Origin of the sequence: Nocardia jinanensis (assembly GCF_014645735.1) — a bacterium.
Lineage (GTDB): Bacteria > Actinomycetota > Actinomycetes > Mycobacteriales > Mycobacteriaceae > Nocardia > Nocardia jinanensis.
The window spans coordinates 17,995-33,559 of record NZ_BMMH01000001.1 but is presented as its reverse complement, the minus strand read 5'-3'; the positions used below and the strand labels follow the sequence as shown (position 1 = coordinate 33,559).

Sequence of the window (15,565 nt, the reverse complement as noted above, 5' to 3'; positions counted from 1 at the left end):
GCGGTACCGGTCCTGTCGTCGCGATCCGGCGGATCCCGGATAGTACCGACCCACCGGTAGCGTCACCTTGAGTGTGCCCCAGCGGCATGGTGTTCGCTCAGGGGCGGAATCGTGCCGGAGCCGAGCGGAGTGGAGAGTGACCATGAACGACCGACCGACCGACAAGCGACCACCATTGATCGATATCGAGTCGTTCTTCGCCGACCCGCAGTTCGCGAACCCGTCGATCTCCCCGGACGGCACCCGCATCGCCTACCTCGCCCCGCACCGGGGCCGGCGTAACGTCTGGATCCGCGGCATCGACCAGACCCATGACGACGCCGTCCCCGTTACCCACGACAGGCGCCGCGGGATCACCACCTATTACTGGACCGACGGCCCCCGATGGCTGCTCTACCTCCAGGACACCGACGGTAACGAGGACTGGCACCTGCACCGCGTCGACCTCGACGACCCCGAATCACCCGCTGTCGACCTCACCCCGATGGACCCGGGGTCGCGGGTGGTGGGTGCGGAGCCGCTTCCGTCGGTCCCGGGCAGCGTGCTGGTCACGATGAATCGGCGCCCGACGTTCTTCGACATGTTCCGGATCGACGTCGCCACCGGCGAGACGACCCTGCACCGCGAGCAGGACGACCCGACCGCTGTCGTCCTGCTCGACCGCCGTGGCGAGCCTACTTTCCGGACCGCGCTCGCCCCGGACGGCACCGTCGAGATCTCCGCGATCGACCCCGGCACCGGGCGGACACGGCTGCTGCGCCGCCTCGGCGGAGCCGAACATCCGATGGGTGTCCAGCCCCAGGAGGTCACCGCCGACGGGAAAGGCCTGCTCGTCGGGTTATTCCAGGATGGTGACGACCTGCGGCTGGTTCGCATCGACCACGAGACCGGCGAGGAGACCGTCGTCGCCGCCGTCGCAGGTCACGACCTCGACATCAGCGGCACGATTCTGCCCGGTGTGCTCCCGCCCCCGGTCTACCGCCACCGGCACACCGGCGAGATCCTCGCCGCCCGCTTCGTCGCCGATCGCCCGTATATCGAGGTCCTCGACCCGCATTTCGCCGAAATCCACACGCAGCTCCGGAAACTCTCCGACGGCGTACTCGGCACCCTGTCCTGCGACGACTCCGGGCAGCGCTGGATCGCCACTTTCGTCCACGACCGTGACCCCGGCGTCACCTGGCTCTACGACCACACCACCGGCGAGGCCCGGTTGCTGTTCCGCGCTCACCCGGACCGGGATCCGAACACTATGGCCCCTATGGAACCTGTCGGTTTCCCCGCCCGTGACGGACTGCCCTTGCACGGCTTCCTCACCCTGCCGGTCGGCGTCGAACCGCGAAATCTCCCCCTTGTGCTGGTGGTGCACGGCGGGCCGTGGTGGTACGACTCCTGGGGGTACAGCAGCGACGCACAGTTCCTCGCCAACCGGGGCTACGCGGTGCTGCAAGTGAACTTCCGCGGCTCGCTGGGCTATGGAAGGCGCCACGTCACCGCCGCGATCGGCGAGTTCGCCCGGGCGATGCACGACGACCTGATCGACGCTGTCGACTGGGCCGTCGCCGGCGGCTGTGCCGATCCCGGCCGCATCGGCATCTACGGCGGGTCCTACGGCGGGTACGCCGCCCTCGTCGGGATCACCGTCACCCCGGACCGTTTCGCCGCCGCCGTCGACTACGTCGGCGTCTCCGACCTCGCGAACTTCCTGCGCACCCTGCCGCCGTTCACCCGGGCTTTCAATGTCAACAACTGGTACCGCTACGTCGGCGACCCCGATATCCCCGAGCAGGAGGCCGATATGCTGGCCCGCTCTCCGATCACCATGGTCGACCGGATCCGCACCCCGCTACTCGTCGCCCAGGGCGCCAACGACGTCCGCGTCGTCCAGGCCGAGTCCGATAACATCGTCGCGCGGCTGCGCGAGCGTGGCGTCCCGGTCGAGTATCTGGTCGCCGAGGACGAGGGGCACGGCTTCGAGAACCCGGAGAACCAGGTCATGCTGCACCGCGCGATCGAGCGGCACTTCGCCCGACATCTCGGCGGCCGCAGCACGGGCTGATCCCGGACGTCGGACTCGCCGCACGGCCATCACCTCCTGGCTGTGCGCGAAGAACTCTCGGATCGCGGCTCACCCGGTGTAGTTCTCCATCCCCATCGGACCGGCGTCGAACACCAGGTGTCGGCACAAGGCTCCATCTGGGTCGCCTCCACAGCTGTTGCCGCGGCTCTCGGATATCTGCCCGGAAACTTCTGGACGAACCGCTGCCGTGGGTGTCGGACCCTGGTGCCAGACTCGGGGACGTGAGGTGGGCGGTAGCGGGATCGGGCGATGGGGGTGCGTATCTGTGTCCACTCGATCCGGACGGCCGGCCCGCCGAGGTGGTTTACGAGCCTTCGCTCGTCGAGGCGGTGCGGTCGCGCCCCGAGGTCGAGCGGTGGGTGTGGCGGTCCACCGCCGAGATCTATCGATCCCTGCTGGCGGCAGGCGTACGGGTCGAGCGCTGCTACGACGTGGAGGCCGCGGAGGCTTTGCTGATCGGGTACGAGGAGGGGCAGTCGGGTCAGCCCCGTTCGCTCGCGGCAGCTTGGGCTCGCCTGCACCACCTGCCCGTTCCCGCGGACGCCCCCGCGCGGGCGGCGGAGGTCCAGCCGTCGTTGTTCGAGTCGGGCGCGGTGCCGCTGCCGGCCGGGACGGACGAATTCACCGCCTTGCTGGAGGTCTACGCGGGTCAGATCGCCCGGACGGCGGCCACCGAGCATCCGGAGCGGATGCGGCTGCTGCTCGCCGCGGAATCGGCGGGCATGCTCGTCGCCGCGGAGATGTCGCGGTCGGGGATCCCGTGGCGCGCCGACGTTCACCGCGAGTTGCTGGACACGCTGTTGGGGGAGCGTTTTCCGGGTGGGTCACCACCGCGCCGCATGGCGGAATTGGCCGATGAGGTGTCGCGGGCTTTCGGGGACGGGGTGCGGGTCCGCCCGGACTTGCCCAACGACATCATCAAGGCCTTCGCCCGCGCCGGAATCGAGTTGTCCTCCACGCGAAAGTGGGAGCTCCAACAGATCGATCATCCCGCGGTAGCACCACTACTGGCCTACAAAACGCTGTACCGCCTGTATACCGCCCACGGTTGGTCCTGGCTCGAACAGTGGGTATACGGCGGCCGCTTTCGTCCCGAATATCTGCCCGGTGGTACGGTTTCGGGCCGCTGGACCACCAATGGTGGTGGCGCCTTGCAGATCCCGAAGGTGATCCGCCGGGCCATCTGTGCCGACCCGGGGTGGTCCCTGGTGGTCGCTGACGCCGACCAGATGGAGCCGCGGATACTCGCCGCCGTTTCGCGCGACCCGGGATTAATGAAGGTGGCCGGCCGGGGTGAGGATCTGTACGCGGATCTGGCTGCCCGTGGCTTCGGCGGCGAACGCGCGCAAGCCAAACTCGCCCTGCTGGGTGCCATTTACGGCCAGACCTCCGGCGATGCCCTGACCCACTTGGCCGGTCTGCGCCGGCGTTATCCGGCCGCGGTGGGCTATGTCGACGACGCGGCGCGTGCTGGTGAGGAGGGTCGTCTGGTACGCACGTGGCTGGGGCGGACGTGCCCGCCGGGGCCGGATGCGTCACCGGACCGAGAGGACCGGGCTCGGGAGAATCGCAGTGAGTACGGCAGCACCTCCGCGGCGGCACGTGCCCGCGGCCGCTTCACTCGTAACTTCGTGGTGCAGGGTAGCGCCGCCGACTGGGCCCTGCTGGTCCTGGCCGGCCTGCGTCATGCGATGTTCCGTGCCGGGCTCCGTGCCGAGCTGGTCTTCTTCCAGCATGACGAGGTGATCGTGCACTGTCCGTCAGCGGAAGCGGCGGCGGTGGCCGAAATGATCGCCACCGCGGCCGATACCGCAGGCCGACTGGCTTTCGGGCCGACACCGGTGCGTTTCCCCTTCACAACGGCGGTGGTGGAGTGCTACTGGGACGCCAAGTAAGGACCCGGACCTGCCGTTGCGAGAGGACGCGGCACGCGTTCGAACGACCGGCCACTACCTGATCGCGACCACCATCGCGTCGTTGATCGAACGCCACGCCACACCTGCCTCCAGGAATCCGGCTTCTCGCAACCGGAGGCAGTGCCATTCGGCGGGATGTTCCTCACCCCCGCTGTGCTGGTCGAAAATCGCCCGGCTGCCCGCATGCTCCTCGGTGAGGCCGGGGTCGAGAGCTACCTCTTCCCACCACTGCTCCCAATCCAGGGCCCCCATGGCACATACTCGTTCCCTGTGATTGTCCTGGACGGCCTCATCTATGGCGTTGAGCACGGGGGTATCCGGATCGGGCATATGGTCGGCATTGACGAACACGCCGCCCGGTCGAACAACCTTCGCGAGATCGGCGTACAACCGGGTCAACGGTTCGGCCTTCAGCCAATGCGTCGATGTCGCCGTCAGAACGGCGTCGAAAGGCTGGTCGGGCAGACCTTCCATCCAGCCCGGTGCGGCCAGGTCGGCCGTGACGAATGTGATCCGCGCGTCCCCTTCGAATGATCCCCGGGCGATCGCCATCATCGTCGGATCGATATCGACCGCGACCGACCTCGCTCGGGGTAGGCGTGTGAACAAGCGCCGGGTGATGGTCCCCGTTCCAGCGGCCAGATCGAGAACATGCGGAGTCGGCCCCACCGCGGCCTCCACCACGTCGATCATCACTCGGAACCGTTCTTCGCGTTCGGGAAGATAGAAACTCTGCTGCTGATCCCAACTACGCTGCCACAACTCCCAATCCACAACGCCTCCGTATCCAGAATCGACGTAAAGTTCTGCCGAACAGCGATATGTACAGATAGGCCAGGCGCGGTGCCACGGAACCGTGACAACCGAATTGGTGGCCGCGCGCGGTGTAACGCCTGGTAAGACATCGAACCGGGTCTCGGCACGGCAGATTACACACGTTTCGGGCCGCACAGTTGCGGGTGGCGTTTCGATTCCGGCATCGGGTCGATAAAGATCTGGCCCGTATCGATTCACGGCCTCGTCTGCCATCGAGAAGGGAAGGGCTTTCCGCGGGTGGGCCTCGGGTGAGGCGGTGTCGGGAAGAGGCCTCGCGTCGGCTCATGGGCGCGTCCGCCCCCTCGGTCGGCATGAAGTAAGTCTAGAACATCGACTATTGACTGTCTCCTCCAATTGGTTGGGCATGATTACTGTCGATGAAGTGGACTAGTGGGAGGTGTCATGCCGGTTGCAATCGTCACCGGGGGATCGCGCGGTATCGGGCGGGCCATCGCGGAGCGGCTGGGCGCCGACGGTGCCACTGTCGTTGTCAACTACCAGTCGAACCGATCTGCGGCAGAGCAGGTGGTCGCCACGATCGAAAGGTCGGGCGGGCAAGGCGTTGCCGCGCAGGCCGATGTCGCCGATCCGGCACAGCTGCGGGGCTTGTTCGATAGTGCCGAGGAACGCTTCGGAGGTGTGGACATACTGGTGAACAACGTCGGGACGGCGAGATTCTCCGCGATCGCCGAGGCTACCGACGAGGACTACGAGCTGATGTTCTCGATCAACGCCAGAGCCACCTTCGTCGCGTTGCGGGAGGCCGCGAACCGGTTGCGAGACCACGGTCGGATCGTTGTCGTCTCATCCGGGGTGACGGCGACGCATCGCCCGGGGGCTGGTCTGTACGGCGCCAGCAAAGCGGCCGCTGAGGAACTGGTCCGCGTGCTGGCCAGGGAACTCGGGCCACGCGGGATCACCGTCAACAATGTGCTGCCGGGTGCGATACGGACCGAGGCGCTGGCCGCGGCGCGTAGCCCGGAGCTGACCGAGCAGATCGTCGTATCCACGCCGCTCGGCCGCATCGGCGAGCCCGACGATATCGCCCGGATCGTCGCCTTCCTGGCTTCCGACGCGGCCCGCTGGATCACCGGCGAAACCGTCCATGCGGGTGGCGGGTTGTTTTGAGCCGAATCCACCTCGACCGCGAGAAGTCTCTGTTCCGGACTCGCCGAATGCGGTCGGTGCGGCGTCACGGCCTCGGATGCGGTGCCACGGTGGGTGCGCCCGGCTCGAGGAACAGCTTCCGGCCGGCCCCGCGCGGCGTGCCGGGTTGATCCACACGATGCTCGACGGAATCCGCCCGCGCCGACACCGAGCTCGGGCGCCGACTCTGTCGCCGGGCGACGACCGCCGACAGCGGTGGGGGAGAGCTGTGGCCGGGTCCCCCCGAGCTCCGGAGAGTGCCCGGACAGAGCGTTGAACAGGGTCAGGGCAGAACCTGCGGGATCACCTCGGGGTGAAAATAGCCGACGAGGGCGCCGATCACGGAGCCGAGGAGCGAGCCGCCGGATCCGGTTGCCGACCCGACGGCGGAACCGACCGAACCGCCCGCGGACGAGCCGTTCAGCACCGGATCGGGTATCAGGGCGTGCGGATTGGTGGCGATGTCCTCGCTCTTCTGCAGTGGAATGCCGGCTACCGGTGTGGCTTGCCGGGGAGCGGCTTCGGCGGCGGACGGACCCGCGATAACAACGGTCGCGGCCAAGGGCAGCGCACTGAACGCCACCACACTCATCGCCTTGACCAGGCCATTTCCTGTCATTTTCTGCCAGCCTCTCCGACCCCCGGAACAAGCGAGGGGGTAATTCGTGGGCCGGAATTCTCCGGCCGATCGAATCATAGGCAGCCCGGGGAGGACTCGGTCGAAATATGTGATCAATGACAGTGCGCGGCAGTGTGATTCGTGGTAGTTCAGCCGCACCCATGCCGGTCGGGCACCGGGATGTGCCGGGTCGGGGTGCCACATCCTCACCTTGCAGAGTTTCCCGTTATCGGTGGGATTCCGAAGTCGTATGCCGGAGCCCGGTGGATACACCCGTCGGGTCGCTCATGAGTCAATTGCATTCACACTGATCATGATTCGCCCAGCGCGGCCGACGGGTGCCTAGCATCGTCTCTGCGGCGGAGGGGAATTCGACGCGGACATTCTTGCCGACCCGGCAGTATTTCCGTCCGTCTTTCGACGGGGAGGGGCGTCGCTGCCCCCTGTTCCGAAAACGCGGTTGATTCGAGCTGTGTAATCCCCTCCGCGGTCCTTGTCGTGTCGTACGAGCGTCGAGCACTCCAGATCATGCTGGCGAAAGGATCTTCTTGAGCAAATTGCCACCCGGCCTGAAGCTGGTTTTCGACCGGTTGAAGAACGCTGTGAGTACTACCGCCGGCGCTGCCGAAAATTCTCTCAGACAGACCAGTGCGAAGCTGGAGAGCGCAAGTGGGACTCACACTGGGAACGACCACGAAGCAAGAAAGGGGATCCGATATGACAGATCCGATACCGGAGTTGACCCGAAGCGAACGGGAAGAGTTCTGGAAGACGCTGGGGTGGAGCCCCGAGCTGCCGGAGCAGGACCGGCGTCTGATCGAGCAGAGGTGGACGGACGAGGCGATTCATATGGCGCAGACCTTCGGGTTCTGAAATTCGGGGACCGCGAGGTCCACCCGGTCGCGAAGCACACTCTCTCGGAGGAGTATGCCGCGTTCCTGCGACAACATGGGCGCAGCACCCCTGATGTGTACGAGATGAGTCCTGCCGACGCCGATTACTTCCAGGCGCAGATGCAGGCGCTGAAGGACAGCAGCCGATACTCGGCATCGGTGAACGTGCACAGCCTGGAGGAATATCGGAACATGCGGCTGTTCGTCACCGACGACGGCAAGGCCGGTGGAGCGCTTCGCGGTGACGAACTCCTGTCGCTCTGGGCGCACAAGGACGGAAACTATCCGCATGTCTCCAGTGCGCTCCTGGGCGTACGAGTGTCGCTGGGCGGCCGGATTCTCAACTGCTTCGATACTGTCCTTCCCGACCTCTACTCCTTCTGCGGGTTCAAACCCACCGCCCGCCTGCCCTGGGACGATCAATACGCCCCCGAGGGATGGGACTACGGCACCTACGCCAAGTACAACGGTGGGCGGCCCGACGTCGTCTTCATGACCTACGAACCCGGAGCTCTCGGGTCGCGGTATGAACCGGGTACCGGGCGCGTGGTCGACAGTTATGACGCCGGAGTCGCGGCGGCTCGTGACGCAGCCGGATAGTGCCTGCGAGGGTTGTGGTCACCGCGAGGTTAACTGTCGTCGCAGGTGCACGACGATGGATATAACAAACCCTGTGTCTCAGTTCTGGTTTCGTGCGCCGAGTATCCGGGCGGCGATGGCGCGGGTGTCTGCCCGTCCCATCGCGGGCCGATATTCCGGTCGTCCGGTTGTCGATCCGTCGCTCGGCGCCGTGACGGCCGCCGCCGTCACGGCGCTGTGGTCCACGGTGCCGGGCACGGGTCCGGCGTCTACGCCGGGCGAACGGGAGAAACTGGTCGTCGACCGGGATACCTTCGCCGCATCGCCCGTGGTCACGGGGTACGAGACACGGGCCTGGGCCGATCTGGTATTGCGCGCATTCGCGCGGGAGACGAACCTGCTGTTACCCGGCACGCGATTCTTGCTGCTGGGTACCGGCCCGGTCGCCGACGCGCTGGCGGGTGCGCTGACACGGATCGGCGGCCGGCTCGAGATCGCTGGTCGGAACTCGATCGAATTGGTGGACCTCGCCCGGCGTCACGGGGTGCCGGTGCGGCCCCTCGGTGAGCCGCAGAGTATTCCGGTCGGCATCGATGTCGTCGTCGTCACCGGTAGCGACCACCCGCCGTTCGACCCCGGCGCGGCGGTCGCCGCGCAACGTCCGCTGATCGTGGTCGACGCCGCCCGCCCGGAACATTCAGGTGTTGTGCTGCCCGCGGAGCGGGGCGCGACAGTGCGCGATCTTACCGAATTAGCCGGTCCACGTGCGTGTTTCGTGGTCCAGGCGCCGACCCCGGATGCGCTGGACACCGCCACCGCCGAGCTGCGGGCGCTCTACACCGTGCTACTCGCCACTGTCGGGTACGTCCGTGCCGAAGCGGAACTCGCCGAAGTGCTGACGACGTGACCACCTGGGTACGCGATTCCGGGTTGTGGCCGAGGGGACAGGAGAAGATCGACTGGGCCCGGCGTTTCATGCCGGTGACGACCGCTCTCGGTGACGAGTTGCACCGCGCTCGTACTGTCGCCGGCCTGCGGATCGGGCTTTCGCTGGTTCTGGAACCCAAAACCGCCAACCTGGCACTGAGCCTCGCCCGGGCCGGAGCCGATGTCTCGGTGGTCTGTCGCGCGGTGAACACGCGCGACGATATCGCGGCCGCGCTGGTCCGGGCCGGTATCTGCGTATTCGCTCGATCCGACGCCGATTCGGCAACCGAACGCCGGCAGGCGCTGGAATTCGTGAACCGCCGCCATCACATCATCGTCGACGACGGCGCACGCATGATCCGGTTGGCGCATGCGGAGCACAGCGACGTCCTGGACTCGACGATCGGGGCGTCGGAGGAGACGACCAGCGGGCTGCGGCCGCTTCGGGAAATGGAGCGCGAAGGCCGATTGCGGCTTCCGGTGATCGCGGCCAACGACGCCCGCAGCAAAACCTTGTTCGACAACGAGTACGGCACCGGCCAGTCGACCGTGTGCACCATCGCCGACCTGCTGGGAGTCGCGCTGACCGGCAAACTGGTCGCTGTCGCCGGATACGGGTATGTCGGCCGCGGTGTGGCGCGCTCGGCGAGCGCCCTCGGCGCGACGGTCACTGTCGCCGAGATCGATCCGGTGAAAGCGCTGGAGGCGGTGCACGCCGGCTATCGAGTCGCGCCCCTGGCCGAGGCTGCGGCGGATGCCGATCTGCTGATCTCCGCGACCGGATTCGCGCACACCGTGGATATCGAGCATCTGCTGGCACTGCCCGACGGAGCCGCGGTGGCGGTGGCGGGCGGTGTCGATCAGGAGATCGCGATCGCGGCGGTGCTGGACGCGGGTGCGGCCAGGCGCACCGTCGCCGACCGCGTCGAGCAATTTCTGCTGCCCAACGGGCGCACGATCCTCGTCCTCGACAACGGGGGATGCATCAACTGCACAGCGGGAGAGGGTAATCCGATCGAGATCATGGATCTGTCCTTCGGCGTCCAGTTACTGGCCGTCGAACATCTGGCTACACGGGGCGAGGAGCTGGCCGTCGGCGTGCATCCGCTACCGGATACAGCCGACGCACGGGTGGCGCGGGCGAAACTCGACAGCGCCGGAATCCGTATCGATATCGGCGGGCAGGCCCGTTGAGCGCGCTGATCACCCTCGACAACGTCTCGGTCACCTACGCCGCGGGTAGCCGGCCGGCGCTCAGCGGTGCGAGCCTGCGGCTCGAACCGGGGCAGCTGACGCTGGTGACGGGGCCGTCGGGATGCGGGAAAAGCACGCTGATGCGGGTGGTGAACGGTCTGGTCCCGCATGCCTATAGTGCGGAAGTCACCGGTAGTGTCACGGTGGCCGGCCTCGCCGCCGAAGATCTGAGCATTCGCCAGATCTCGGAAACCGTGGGTACCCTGCTCCAGGATCCGGCCAAACAGGTCGTCGGGCATTCGGTGCTCGCCGATCTGGCGTTCGGTCTGGAGAATCGCGGGCTCGCTCCGGATCAGATCCGAGCCCGCGTGCGACAGGTCGCCGAAACACTCGATATTCCGGACGAACTGCTGCATGCGGCCACCCACGAATTATCGGGCGGCCAACTACAACTCGTGGCGCTGGCCGGAATCCTGGTGCTCCGGCCCCGGGTGATCATCGTCGACGAACCACTGGCCAATCTGGACCCCGACGCCGCTGTCGGGGTGCTGCGTGCGCTGCGTGACTACGTGGACGGCGGCGGCGCCGGCATCGTGATCGAGCACCGGGTCGACGAGGTCGTACCCATCGATCCGGACCAAGTGATCCACCTGGAGCACGGGCAGATCACCTACTCCGGCGATTCGGCGGGATTCCTGCGCGTCGCGGACCCGGATGCGGTGCGGTTACCGTTCGACACTCTGGTCGCACGCGCCGAGGTCCTGACGTCGCAGCGGCACCCGCCCGGCCGCCGCCCGGGTGGGGCCCGGCTGCGATATTCGGGTGCACAGTTGGGATATCGGACGGTCCCGGTTCTCCAGAATGTGAGCACGGAACTACTGACCGGACAACGCATCGCGGTACTGGGCCTTAACGGAGCGGGGAAGTCGACGCTGTTGCGCGCCGCGGTGGGGCTGGTGGACGTGCTGGCCGGCGATGTCGAGCTCGAGGACCGGCCGGTCGACGAGTACCCGGCCGCGGAGATGGCCGCACTGATCGGTTACCTCTTCCAGAATCCGGCCCAGGCGTTCTTCGCCGCCACGGTCGCCGACGAACTCGCCTTCGGCCCGCGCAATCTCGGTGCGGAGGCCGGTGATATCGACGAGATCTCGGCGCGGGCACTGGCCGCGGTGGGGCTATCGGATGAACCGGGCATCCTGGACAGGCCGCCTCGGACACTGTCGTTCGGTCAGCAGCGCAGGCTGGCCCTGGCACTGGCGTTGACATTGCGTCCGCGCACGCTGATCCTCGACGAGCCCACCGCGGGCCAGGACCAGCGTTCGTCGGGCCACTTCCTCGATGAGATCTCGGCTCTGTCCGATATCGACAGCGTCTATCTCATCACGCATGACATCGATCTGGCCCTGTGGCGCTCGGACCGGGTGCTGGTCGTCGCGGACGGTGCGTTGCGCGCCGACGGCACCCCGTACGACATCGTCCACGACGAATCGTTGTGGCACACCGGGTCAACCGACTCGAACGGATACGCAGTGCTGCGCGAAACCGACTATGTGCGCGCGGCCCGGGCGGCCGCGACGCTGCCGGGTCCGATCCCCTCGCCGCACGAACTCGCCCGGCGCCTCGGCCGCCCGCTCGCGAGCGACGACACCCCATCCGTCCGGAACTCACCCGAATCCCCAGTGGAGCAGAACATATGACAGTCAGCAGAACCGCAGCCACCCGGCTGTGGAGCGTCGACTCACGCACCGTGGTGTTCGGCGCCGTCGGCGCCGCGCTCTACGGTGCGCTGGGGACGTTCAGCTTCATCATCCCGGGTACCGCCAATGTCGCGATCCGGCCGGCGCTTGCCATCGTCGCGTTCGTCGGCATCAGGTTCGGACCGATCGCGGGGCTGTTCACCGGATTGGTGGGTACCGCGGTGGTGGACCAGATCCAGGGTTTCGGCTTCCTCACTTTCTGGAACTGGAGCCTGGCCAATGGGCTCGTGGGCCTGTTCGCCGCGCTGCTCGCGCACTATCTGCCCGAGCCGGCCGGTCGGACCGGCAAGGTTGTCCGGTTGGCCGGGTTGACCGTCGTCGCGGTCGTCGCCGGTCTGGCGTTCACCATCACCGAGGTTCTGCTCGGCCACACATTCGTGTATTGGTTCACCGGAGCGTATCTCCCCGCAGTCGCCACCACCGGCCTGGTGTCACTGCTCTTGGTTCCGGTGCTGGACAGAGCCTGGCAGCCGCTGGCCCGCCGTGCCGGACGCTGATGGAGGCGCCACGCTACCTGGCGGGTGACTCGTTCCTCGGCCGGCGCGACCCCCGTGTCCTGATCCTGGTCCCCGCCCTGACGGTGCTCGCCGTGACACAGATCCGGGATCTGCGGCTGATGGCCGTCGCCGCGGTGCTCGCCCTCGGGTTCTACGCGTCCGCCCGGATTCCGTTCCACGCTGTCCGAGCCAACTGGATCACGGTCGGGATCTTCGTATTCCTGCTGGCGGGCATCAACGGTCTCATCGTCGGTGCCCGGCAATACGGCAGTACGGCGACAGAACTGTTCAGATTGCCGCTGCTCGATATCTCCGTGTCGACGGCGTCGGTTTCGTACACCGTGGTGATGGTGCTGCGCTTCCTGGCCATCGCGCTGACCGGTTTTCCCTTGGCGTTCGCGGTGCGGCCCGGTGACCTCTCGGTTGCTTTCGCACGTCTGGGCGTACCCGCGCGGTTCGCGTACGCCATCGATCTGACCTTCCGGTTCCTGCCGACCATCGCCGCCAACCTGCGCGAGACCATCGCGGCTCAGCGATTGCGCGGGTACGAAGTGTCCGCGACTCGCAATCCGGTACGCCGGGTCCGGGAGCTCCAGCCGCTGATCGTGCCGGTTACCGTCGGTGCGTTCGTCGAAGCGGAGGATATCGCCGATGCGCTCGATCTGCGCGGGTTCGGCACCGGCCGCCGGACCTGGCTGCGTGTATTGCGTTTCGACAACGCCGATCGGGCCGTGCTGGCGCTGTTCATCGGCGTGGCGGGCGCCGTCACCGTGGCGAAGGTGACCGGTCGTATGCCCGGGTTGTGGCTCTGGTGACCGGCTGCGCGGCAGCCGTTACCGGGGTGCGCGGTGCCCCGATCACGGTACACACCGCCCCGTGGGTACTGGCCGGAGATGGTCTCGCCATCAGGCGCGGGGCGGTCGCTGTACTGGGTGAACTCGTCGTCGCCGTCGGCCCGTTGCGGGAGGTCTTACGCGGGCTGGGCACCCGGGCAGAGGTGGTGGAGTGGCGGGGTGCGCTGATTCCGGGGCTGGTGAACGCCCACGCGCATCTGCAGTACACCGATATGGCTGCCCTGGGCAGGCGGATCTACGGCAGTTTCGAGGAGTGGTCGACGGCGTTCGCCGCGGACTTCCGGCGGCGCGGCGACTGGCGGGCTTCCGCGGAGCGCGGCTTGGATGCGGTGATCCGCAGTGGTACCACAGCGCTCAGCGACGTCGTCACCCACGTGGAGAATCTCGACGTACTGTGGGCCGGCCGGGTGCACGGAATCGCCTATTGGGAGGTGATGAGCCTGCGTGCCGCCGACTGGCAGAGCCACGGGCGGAAACGGACTGTCGAGATCCTGGACAACGCGAGCGGCGCCGCCGCACGGGCCGTGGGGCTTTCGCCGCACGCCCCGTACTCTCTCGACACCCAGGTGCTCGCCGACCTGAGCGCGCTGGCACGAGAGCGTGGGCTGCGCAGCCATATCCACGTCGCCGAATCCGCGGCCGAACACGAATATGTGGTGGCGGGCGCGGGCCCGCTCGCCGATCGGTGGCGGAGCTGGGGGTACGACGAATTCGCGTTGCTGCGCCAGGGCGGTGCGGGAGTAGGGCCGGTGGCATATGCCGCATCGGTGGGTGTGCTGGGCCCGCATACACATATCGCGCACGGCATCTACGTGAATGCCGACGACCGTGCCGCGCTGCGCGATACGGGGACGGTCGTGGCACTGTGTCCTCGATCGAACGCGGTACTCGGCCTGGACGAAGCGCCGGTCGCCGACTATCTGCGGGAAGGAAATATCATTGCCGTGGGCACCGATTCGCTGTCCTCGAGTCCCTCCCTCGATGTGCTGGCCGATGTGGGGGAGTTGTACCGGATCGCGCGGAGACAGGGTTACCGCGAGCGCGATCTCCATCGGCGACTGTTCGACGCGGTGACCACCGGTGGGGCCGCGGCCATGGGAATGGCGGACCGGATCGGTACCCTGGCGCCGGGAAAGCTGGCCGATATCGCTGTCGTCGAAGCCGATATGCCCACCGCATCCGATACCTTGGCCGCCGTCGTCGAGGCGGGTGAAGGCAGCGCCCTGGGCACGGTCATCGCCGGCGAGCTCCGGTACGTTCGCGAACAGGCGCCGCTCTGAGCGCGCCCGGACACTACCGACGAGATCCAGCGATCAATGATCAGGGTCGGAGGATTGCAGTAACTGCAGTGTTCTCTTGGCCGCAACACTGAACCGGCCCATACTGACCGAAATTCGGCTGGTCACGATGAGCAGCAGTGTGGTGCTGACCGGGAAAACGCCGACGCAGCCGTGTTCGGCCTCGAATATGGAGCCTTGTAGCCGGCCATGGGATACCAGCTGGGTGAAGTGGTCGCCGATCCCGGCGCCGGCGGCGGCCATCGCCGAGGCACGGACCGCGATGGTATCGGCGGATCGATGGCCGCTCGATTCCCTGTTCGCGGCAATGAGGAGGCCGTCGCGGCTGGTCATGATGGCATGCTCGACTCCGTCGATCTCGTCGCATGCTCGCTGCAGTAGGCGGCCCACGACCTCGGGGTCGCTGAGCAGTACTTCATGGCGTGCGGTGCCGTCACTCATAGTCTGATCGCTTGTTCGACGCGACGGAGCTGATGGCGGGCGAGAGCCAGGTTGGCGCGTGAGCGGTCCAGCGCCAGGTAGAGAAAGAGTTGCTCGTCGGCATTCCGGGCCAGCGGCATGATGATGTGGTACTGGGCGTCGAGAGTGACGAGGATGTCCTGGACGGAGTCGTTCAGCTGCAAGGCTTCGATAGCACGTAGTTTCGCGCGCAGAACCTCGGTGTTCACGGCGCCGGCGACCTCGAGGTCGAAAACGGAATTGCCGCCCTGTTTCGCCAGCAACATTCCGCTGCCCGCGTCGACGAGCGCGATGCCGATCGCCCCGTCCACGCTCATTCCCTCGCGTAGTGCGTCGTCCATATTCATGTGGAAGCTCCTGCGTCCGTGCGGCGTTCTGTATCGACGCTCCGCGGACTTTTCTATCGAGAGGTCGGCTCTCGGCACACTACTGAACGACGAGTTGAGGGTCGATGAACAGCAGGGCATGACGAAAGGCTCCTGTTACCAACTGGGTTCGTGCCGGAGGTCGGTGAACCCGACTCCGTCAGC

General features: G+C 66.8%; 15 protein-coding genes. 11 read left to right on the top strand and 4 right to left on the bottom strand.

Going from position 1 to position 15,565, the window contains the following annotated elements; translation table 11 throughout:
- Nucleotides 1–142 precede the first annotated feature (142 nt).
- Both IEY68_RS00145 and IEY68_RS00140 read left to right on the top strand, forming a co-directional pair.
- Entirely contained in the window at nucleotides 143–2,059 is a 1,917-nt protein-coding gene (locus tag IEY68_RS00145) for a S9 family peptidase (RefSeq protein WP_189093955.1), read from the top strand.
- Nucleotides 2,060–2,301: 242 nt separating this feature from the next.
- Entirely contained in the window at nucleotides 2,302–3,975 is a 1,674-nt protein-coding gene (locus IEY68_RS00140; protein ID WP_058853128.1) for a bifunctional 3'-5' exonuclease/DNA polymerase, read from the top strand.
- 54 nt (nucleotides 3,976–4,029) lie between these two features.
- On the opposite strand, the gene IEY68_RS00135 is transcribed toward IEY68_RS00140, so the two are convergent.
- Nucleotides 4,030–4,770, bottom strand: coding sequence for a class I SAM-dependent methyltransferase (locus tag IEY68_RS00135; RefSeq protein WP_058853129.1), 741 nt, complete (start codon nucleotides 4,768–4,770; stop codon nucleotides 4,030–4,032).
- 444 nt (nucleotides 4,771–5,214) lie between these two features.
- On the opposite strand from IEY68_RS00135, the gene IEY68_RS00130 reads away from it, so the two are divergent.
- On the top strand, nucleotides 5,215–5,940 hold the full coding sequence (locus tag IEY68_RS00130) for a glucose 1-dehydrogenase (protein WP_058853130.1): 726 nt from the start codon (nucleotides 5,215–5,217) through the stop codon (nucleotides 5,938–5,940).
- A gap of 301 nt (nucleotides 5,941–6,241) precedes the next feature.
- On the opposite strand, the gene IEY68_RS00125 is transcribed toward IEY68_RS00130, so the two are convergent.
- Entirely contained in the window at nucleotides 6,242–6,577 is a 336-nt protein-coding gene (locus tag IEY68_RS00125; protein WP_058853131.1) for a glycine zipper domain-containing protein, read from the bottom strand.
- 717 nt (nucleotides 6,578–7,294) lie between these two features.
- Between IEY68_RS00125 and IEY68_RS00120 the strand changes: the two genes are divergently transcribed.
- The 8 genes from IEY68_RS00120 to IEY68_RS00085 all read left to right on the top strand — a co-directional run bounded on the left by IEY68_RS00120 (nucleotide 7,295) and on the right by IEY68_RS00085 (nucleotide 14,558).
- On the top strand, nucleotides 7,295–7,450 hold the full coding sequence (locus IEY68_RS00120; protein WP_189093954.1) for a hypothetical protein: 156 nt from the start codon (nucleotides 7,295–7,297) through the stop codon (nucleotides 7,448–7,450).
- 104 nt (nucleotides 7,451–7,554) lie between these two features.
- On the top strand, nucleotides 7,555–8,070 hold the full coding sequence (locus tag IEY68_RS00115) for a hypothetical protein (protein WP_229718541.1): 516 nt from the start codon (nucleotides 7,555–7,557) through the stop codon (nucleotides 8,068–8,070).
- Between the two features lie 73 nt (nucleotides 8,071–8,143).
- Nucleotides 8,144–8,956: a Rossmann-fold NAD(P)-binding domain-containing protein gene (locus tag IEY68_RS00110; RefSeq protein WP_189093953.1), complete on the top strand. Its 813-nt coding sequence runs from the start codon at nucleotides 8,144–8,146 to the stop codon at nucleotides 8,954–8,956.
- A complete protein-coding gene (locus IEY68_RS00105) occupies nucleotides 8,953–10,170 on the top strand; it encodes an adenosylhomocysteinase (protein WP_058853133.1) in 1,218 nt (405 codons plus the stop codon). Before IEY68_RS00110 ends, IEY68_RS00105 begins: the two co-directional genes overlap by 4 nt.
- Nucleotides 10,167–11,867, top strand: coding sequence for an ABC transporter ATP-binding protein (locus tag IEY68_RS00100; protein WP_058853134.1), 1,701 nt, complete (start codon nucleotides 10,167–10,169; stop codon nucleotides 11,865–11,867). Before IEY68_RS00105 ends, IEY68_RS00100 begins: the two co-directional genes overlap by 4 nt.
- On the top strand, nucleotides 11,864–12,424 hold the full coding sequence (locus IEY68_RS00095) for an ECF transporter S component (protein ID WP_058853135.1): 561 nt from the start codon (nucleotides 11,864–11,866) through the stop codon (nucleotides 12,422–12,424). The genes IEY68_RS00100 and IEY68_RS00095 overlap by 4 nt, the downstream gene beginning before the upstream one ends.
- Entirely contained in the window at nucleotides 12,424–13,239 is an 816-nt protein-coding gene (locus IEY68_RS00090) for an energy-coupling factor transporter transmembrane component T family protein (protein ID WP_058853136.1), read from the top strand. The genes IEY68_RS00095 and IEY68_RS00090 overlap by 1 nt, the downstream gene beginning before the upstream one ends.
- A complete protein-coding gene (locus IEY68_RS00085) occupies nucleotides 13,227–14,558 on the top strand; it encodes an amidohydrolase family protein (protein ID WP_199804859.1) in 1,332 nt (443 codons plus the stop codon). Before IEY68_RS00090 ends, IEY68_RS00085 begins: the two co-directional genes overlap by 13 nt.
- Before the next feature lie 33 nt (nucleotides 14,559–14,591).
- Here IEY68_RS00085 and IEY68_RS00080 read toward each other — a convergent pair whose 3' ends face one another.
- Both IEY68_RS00080 and IEY68_RS00075 read right to left on the bottom strand, forming a co-directional pair.
- Complete coding sequence (locus IEY68_RS00080; protein ID WP_058853137.1) at nucleotides 14,592–15,017, bottom strand: roadblock/LC7 domain-containing protein; 426 nt, start codon at nucleotides 15,015–15,017, stop codon at nucleotides 14,592–14,594.
- Nucleotides 15,014–15,382 carry a roadblock/LC7 domain-containing protein gene (locus IEY68_RS00075; RefSeq protein WP_058853138.1) on the bottom strand — a complete coding sequence of 123 codons (369 nt, stop codon included), beginning with the start codon at nucleotides 15,380–15,382 and terminating at the stop codon, nucleotides 15,014–15,016. The genes IEY68_RS00080 and IEY68_RS00075 overlap by 4 nt, the downstream gene beginning before the upstream one ends.
- Nucleotides 15,383–15,565: the final 183 nt, after the last annotated feature.

Excerpts from the sequence above, each read along its gene's own strand:
- IEY68_RS00095 (WP_058853135.1), top strand. The coding sequence starts at position 11,864 with ATGACAGTCAGCAGAACCGCAGCCACCCGGCTGTGGAGCGTCGACTCA.
- IEY68_RS00080 (WP_058853137.1), bottom strand. The coding sequence starts at position 15,017 with ATGAGTGACGGCACCGCACGCCATGAAGTACTGCTCAGCGACCCCGAG.
- IEY68_RS00075 (WP_058853138.1), bottom strand. The coding sequence starts at position 15,382 with ATGAATATGGACGACGCACTACGCGAGGGAATGAGCGTGGACGGGGCG.
- IEY68_RS00125 (WP_058853131.1), bottom strand. The coding sequence starts at position 6,577 with ATGACAGGAAATGGCCTGGTCAAGGCGATGAGTGTGGTGGCGTTCAGT.
- IEY68_RS00120 (WP_189093954.1), top strand. The coding sequence starts at position 7,295 with ATGACAGATCCGATACCGGAGTTGACCCGAAGCGAACGGGAAGAGTTC.
- IEY68_RS00145 (WP_189093955.1), top strand. The coding sequence starts at position 143 with ATGAACGACCGACCGACCGACAAGCGACCACCATTGATCGATATCGAG.
- IEY68_RS00130 (WP_058853130.1), top strand. The coding sequence starts at position 5,215 with ATGCCGGTTGCAATCGTCACCGGGGGATCGCGCGGTATCGGGCGGGCC.
- IEY68_RS00090 (WP_058853136.1), top strand. The coding sequence starts at position 12,424 with ATGGAGGCGCCACGCTACCTGGCGGGTGACTCGTTCCTCGGCCGGCGC.
- IEY68_RS00115 (WP_229718541.1), top strand. The coding sequence starts at position 7,555 with ATGAGTCCTGCCGACGCCGATTACTTCCAGGCGCAGATGCAGGCGCTG.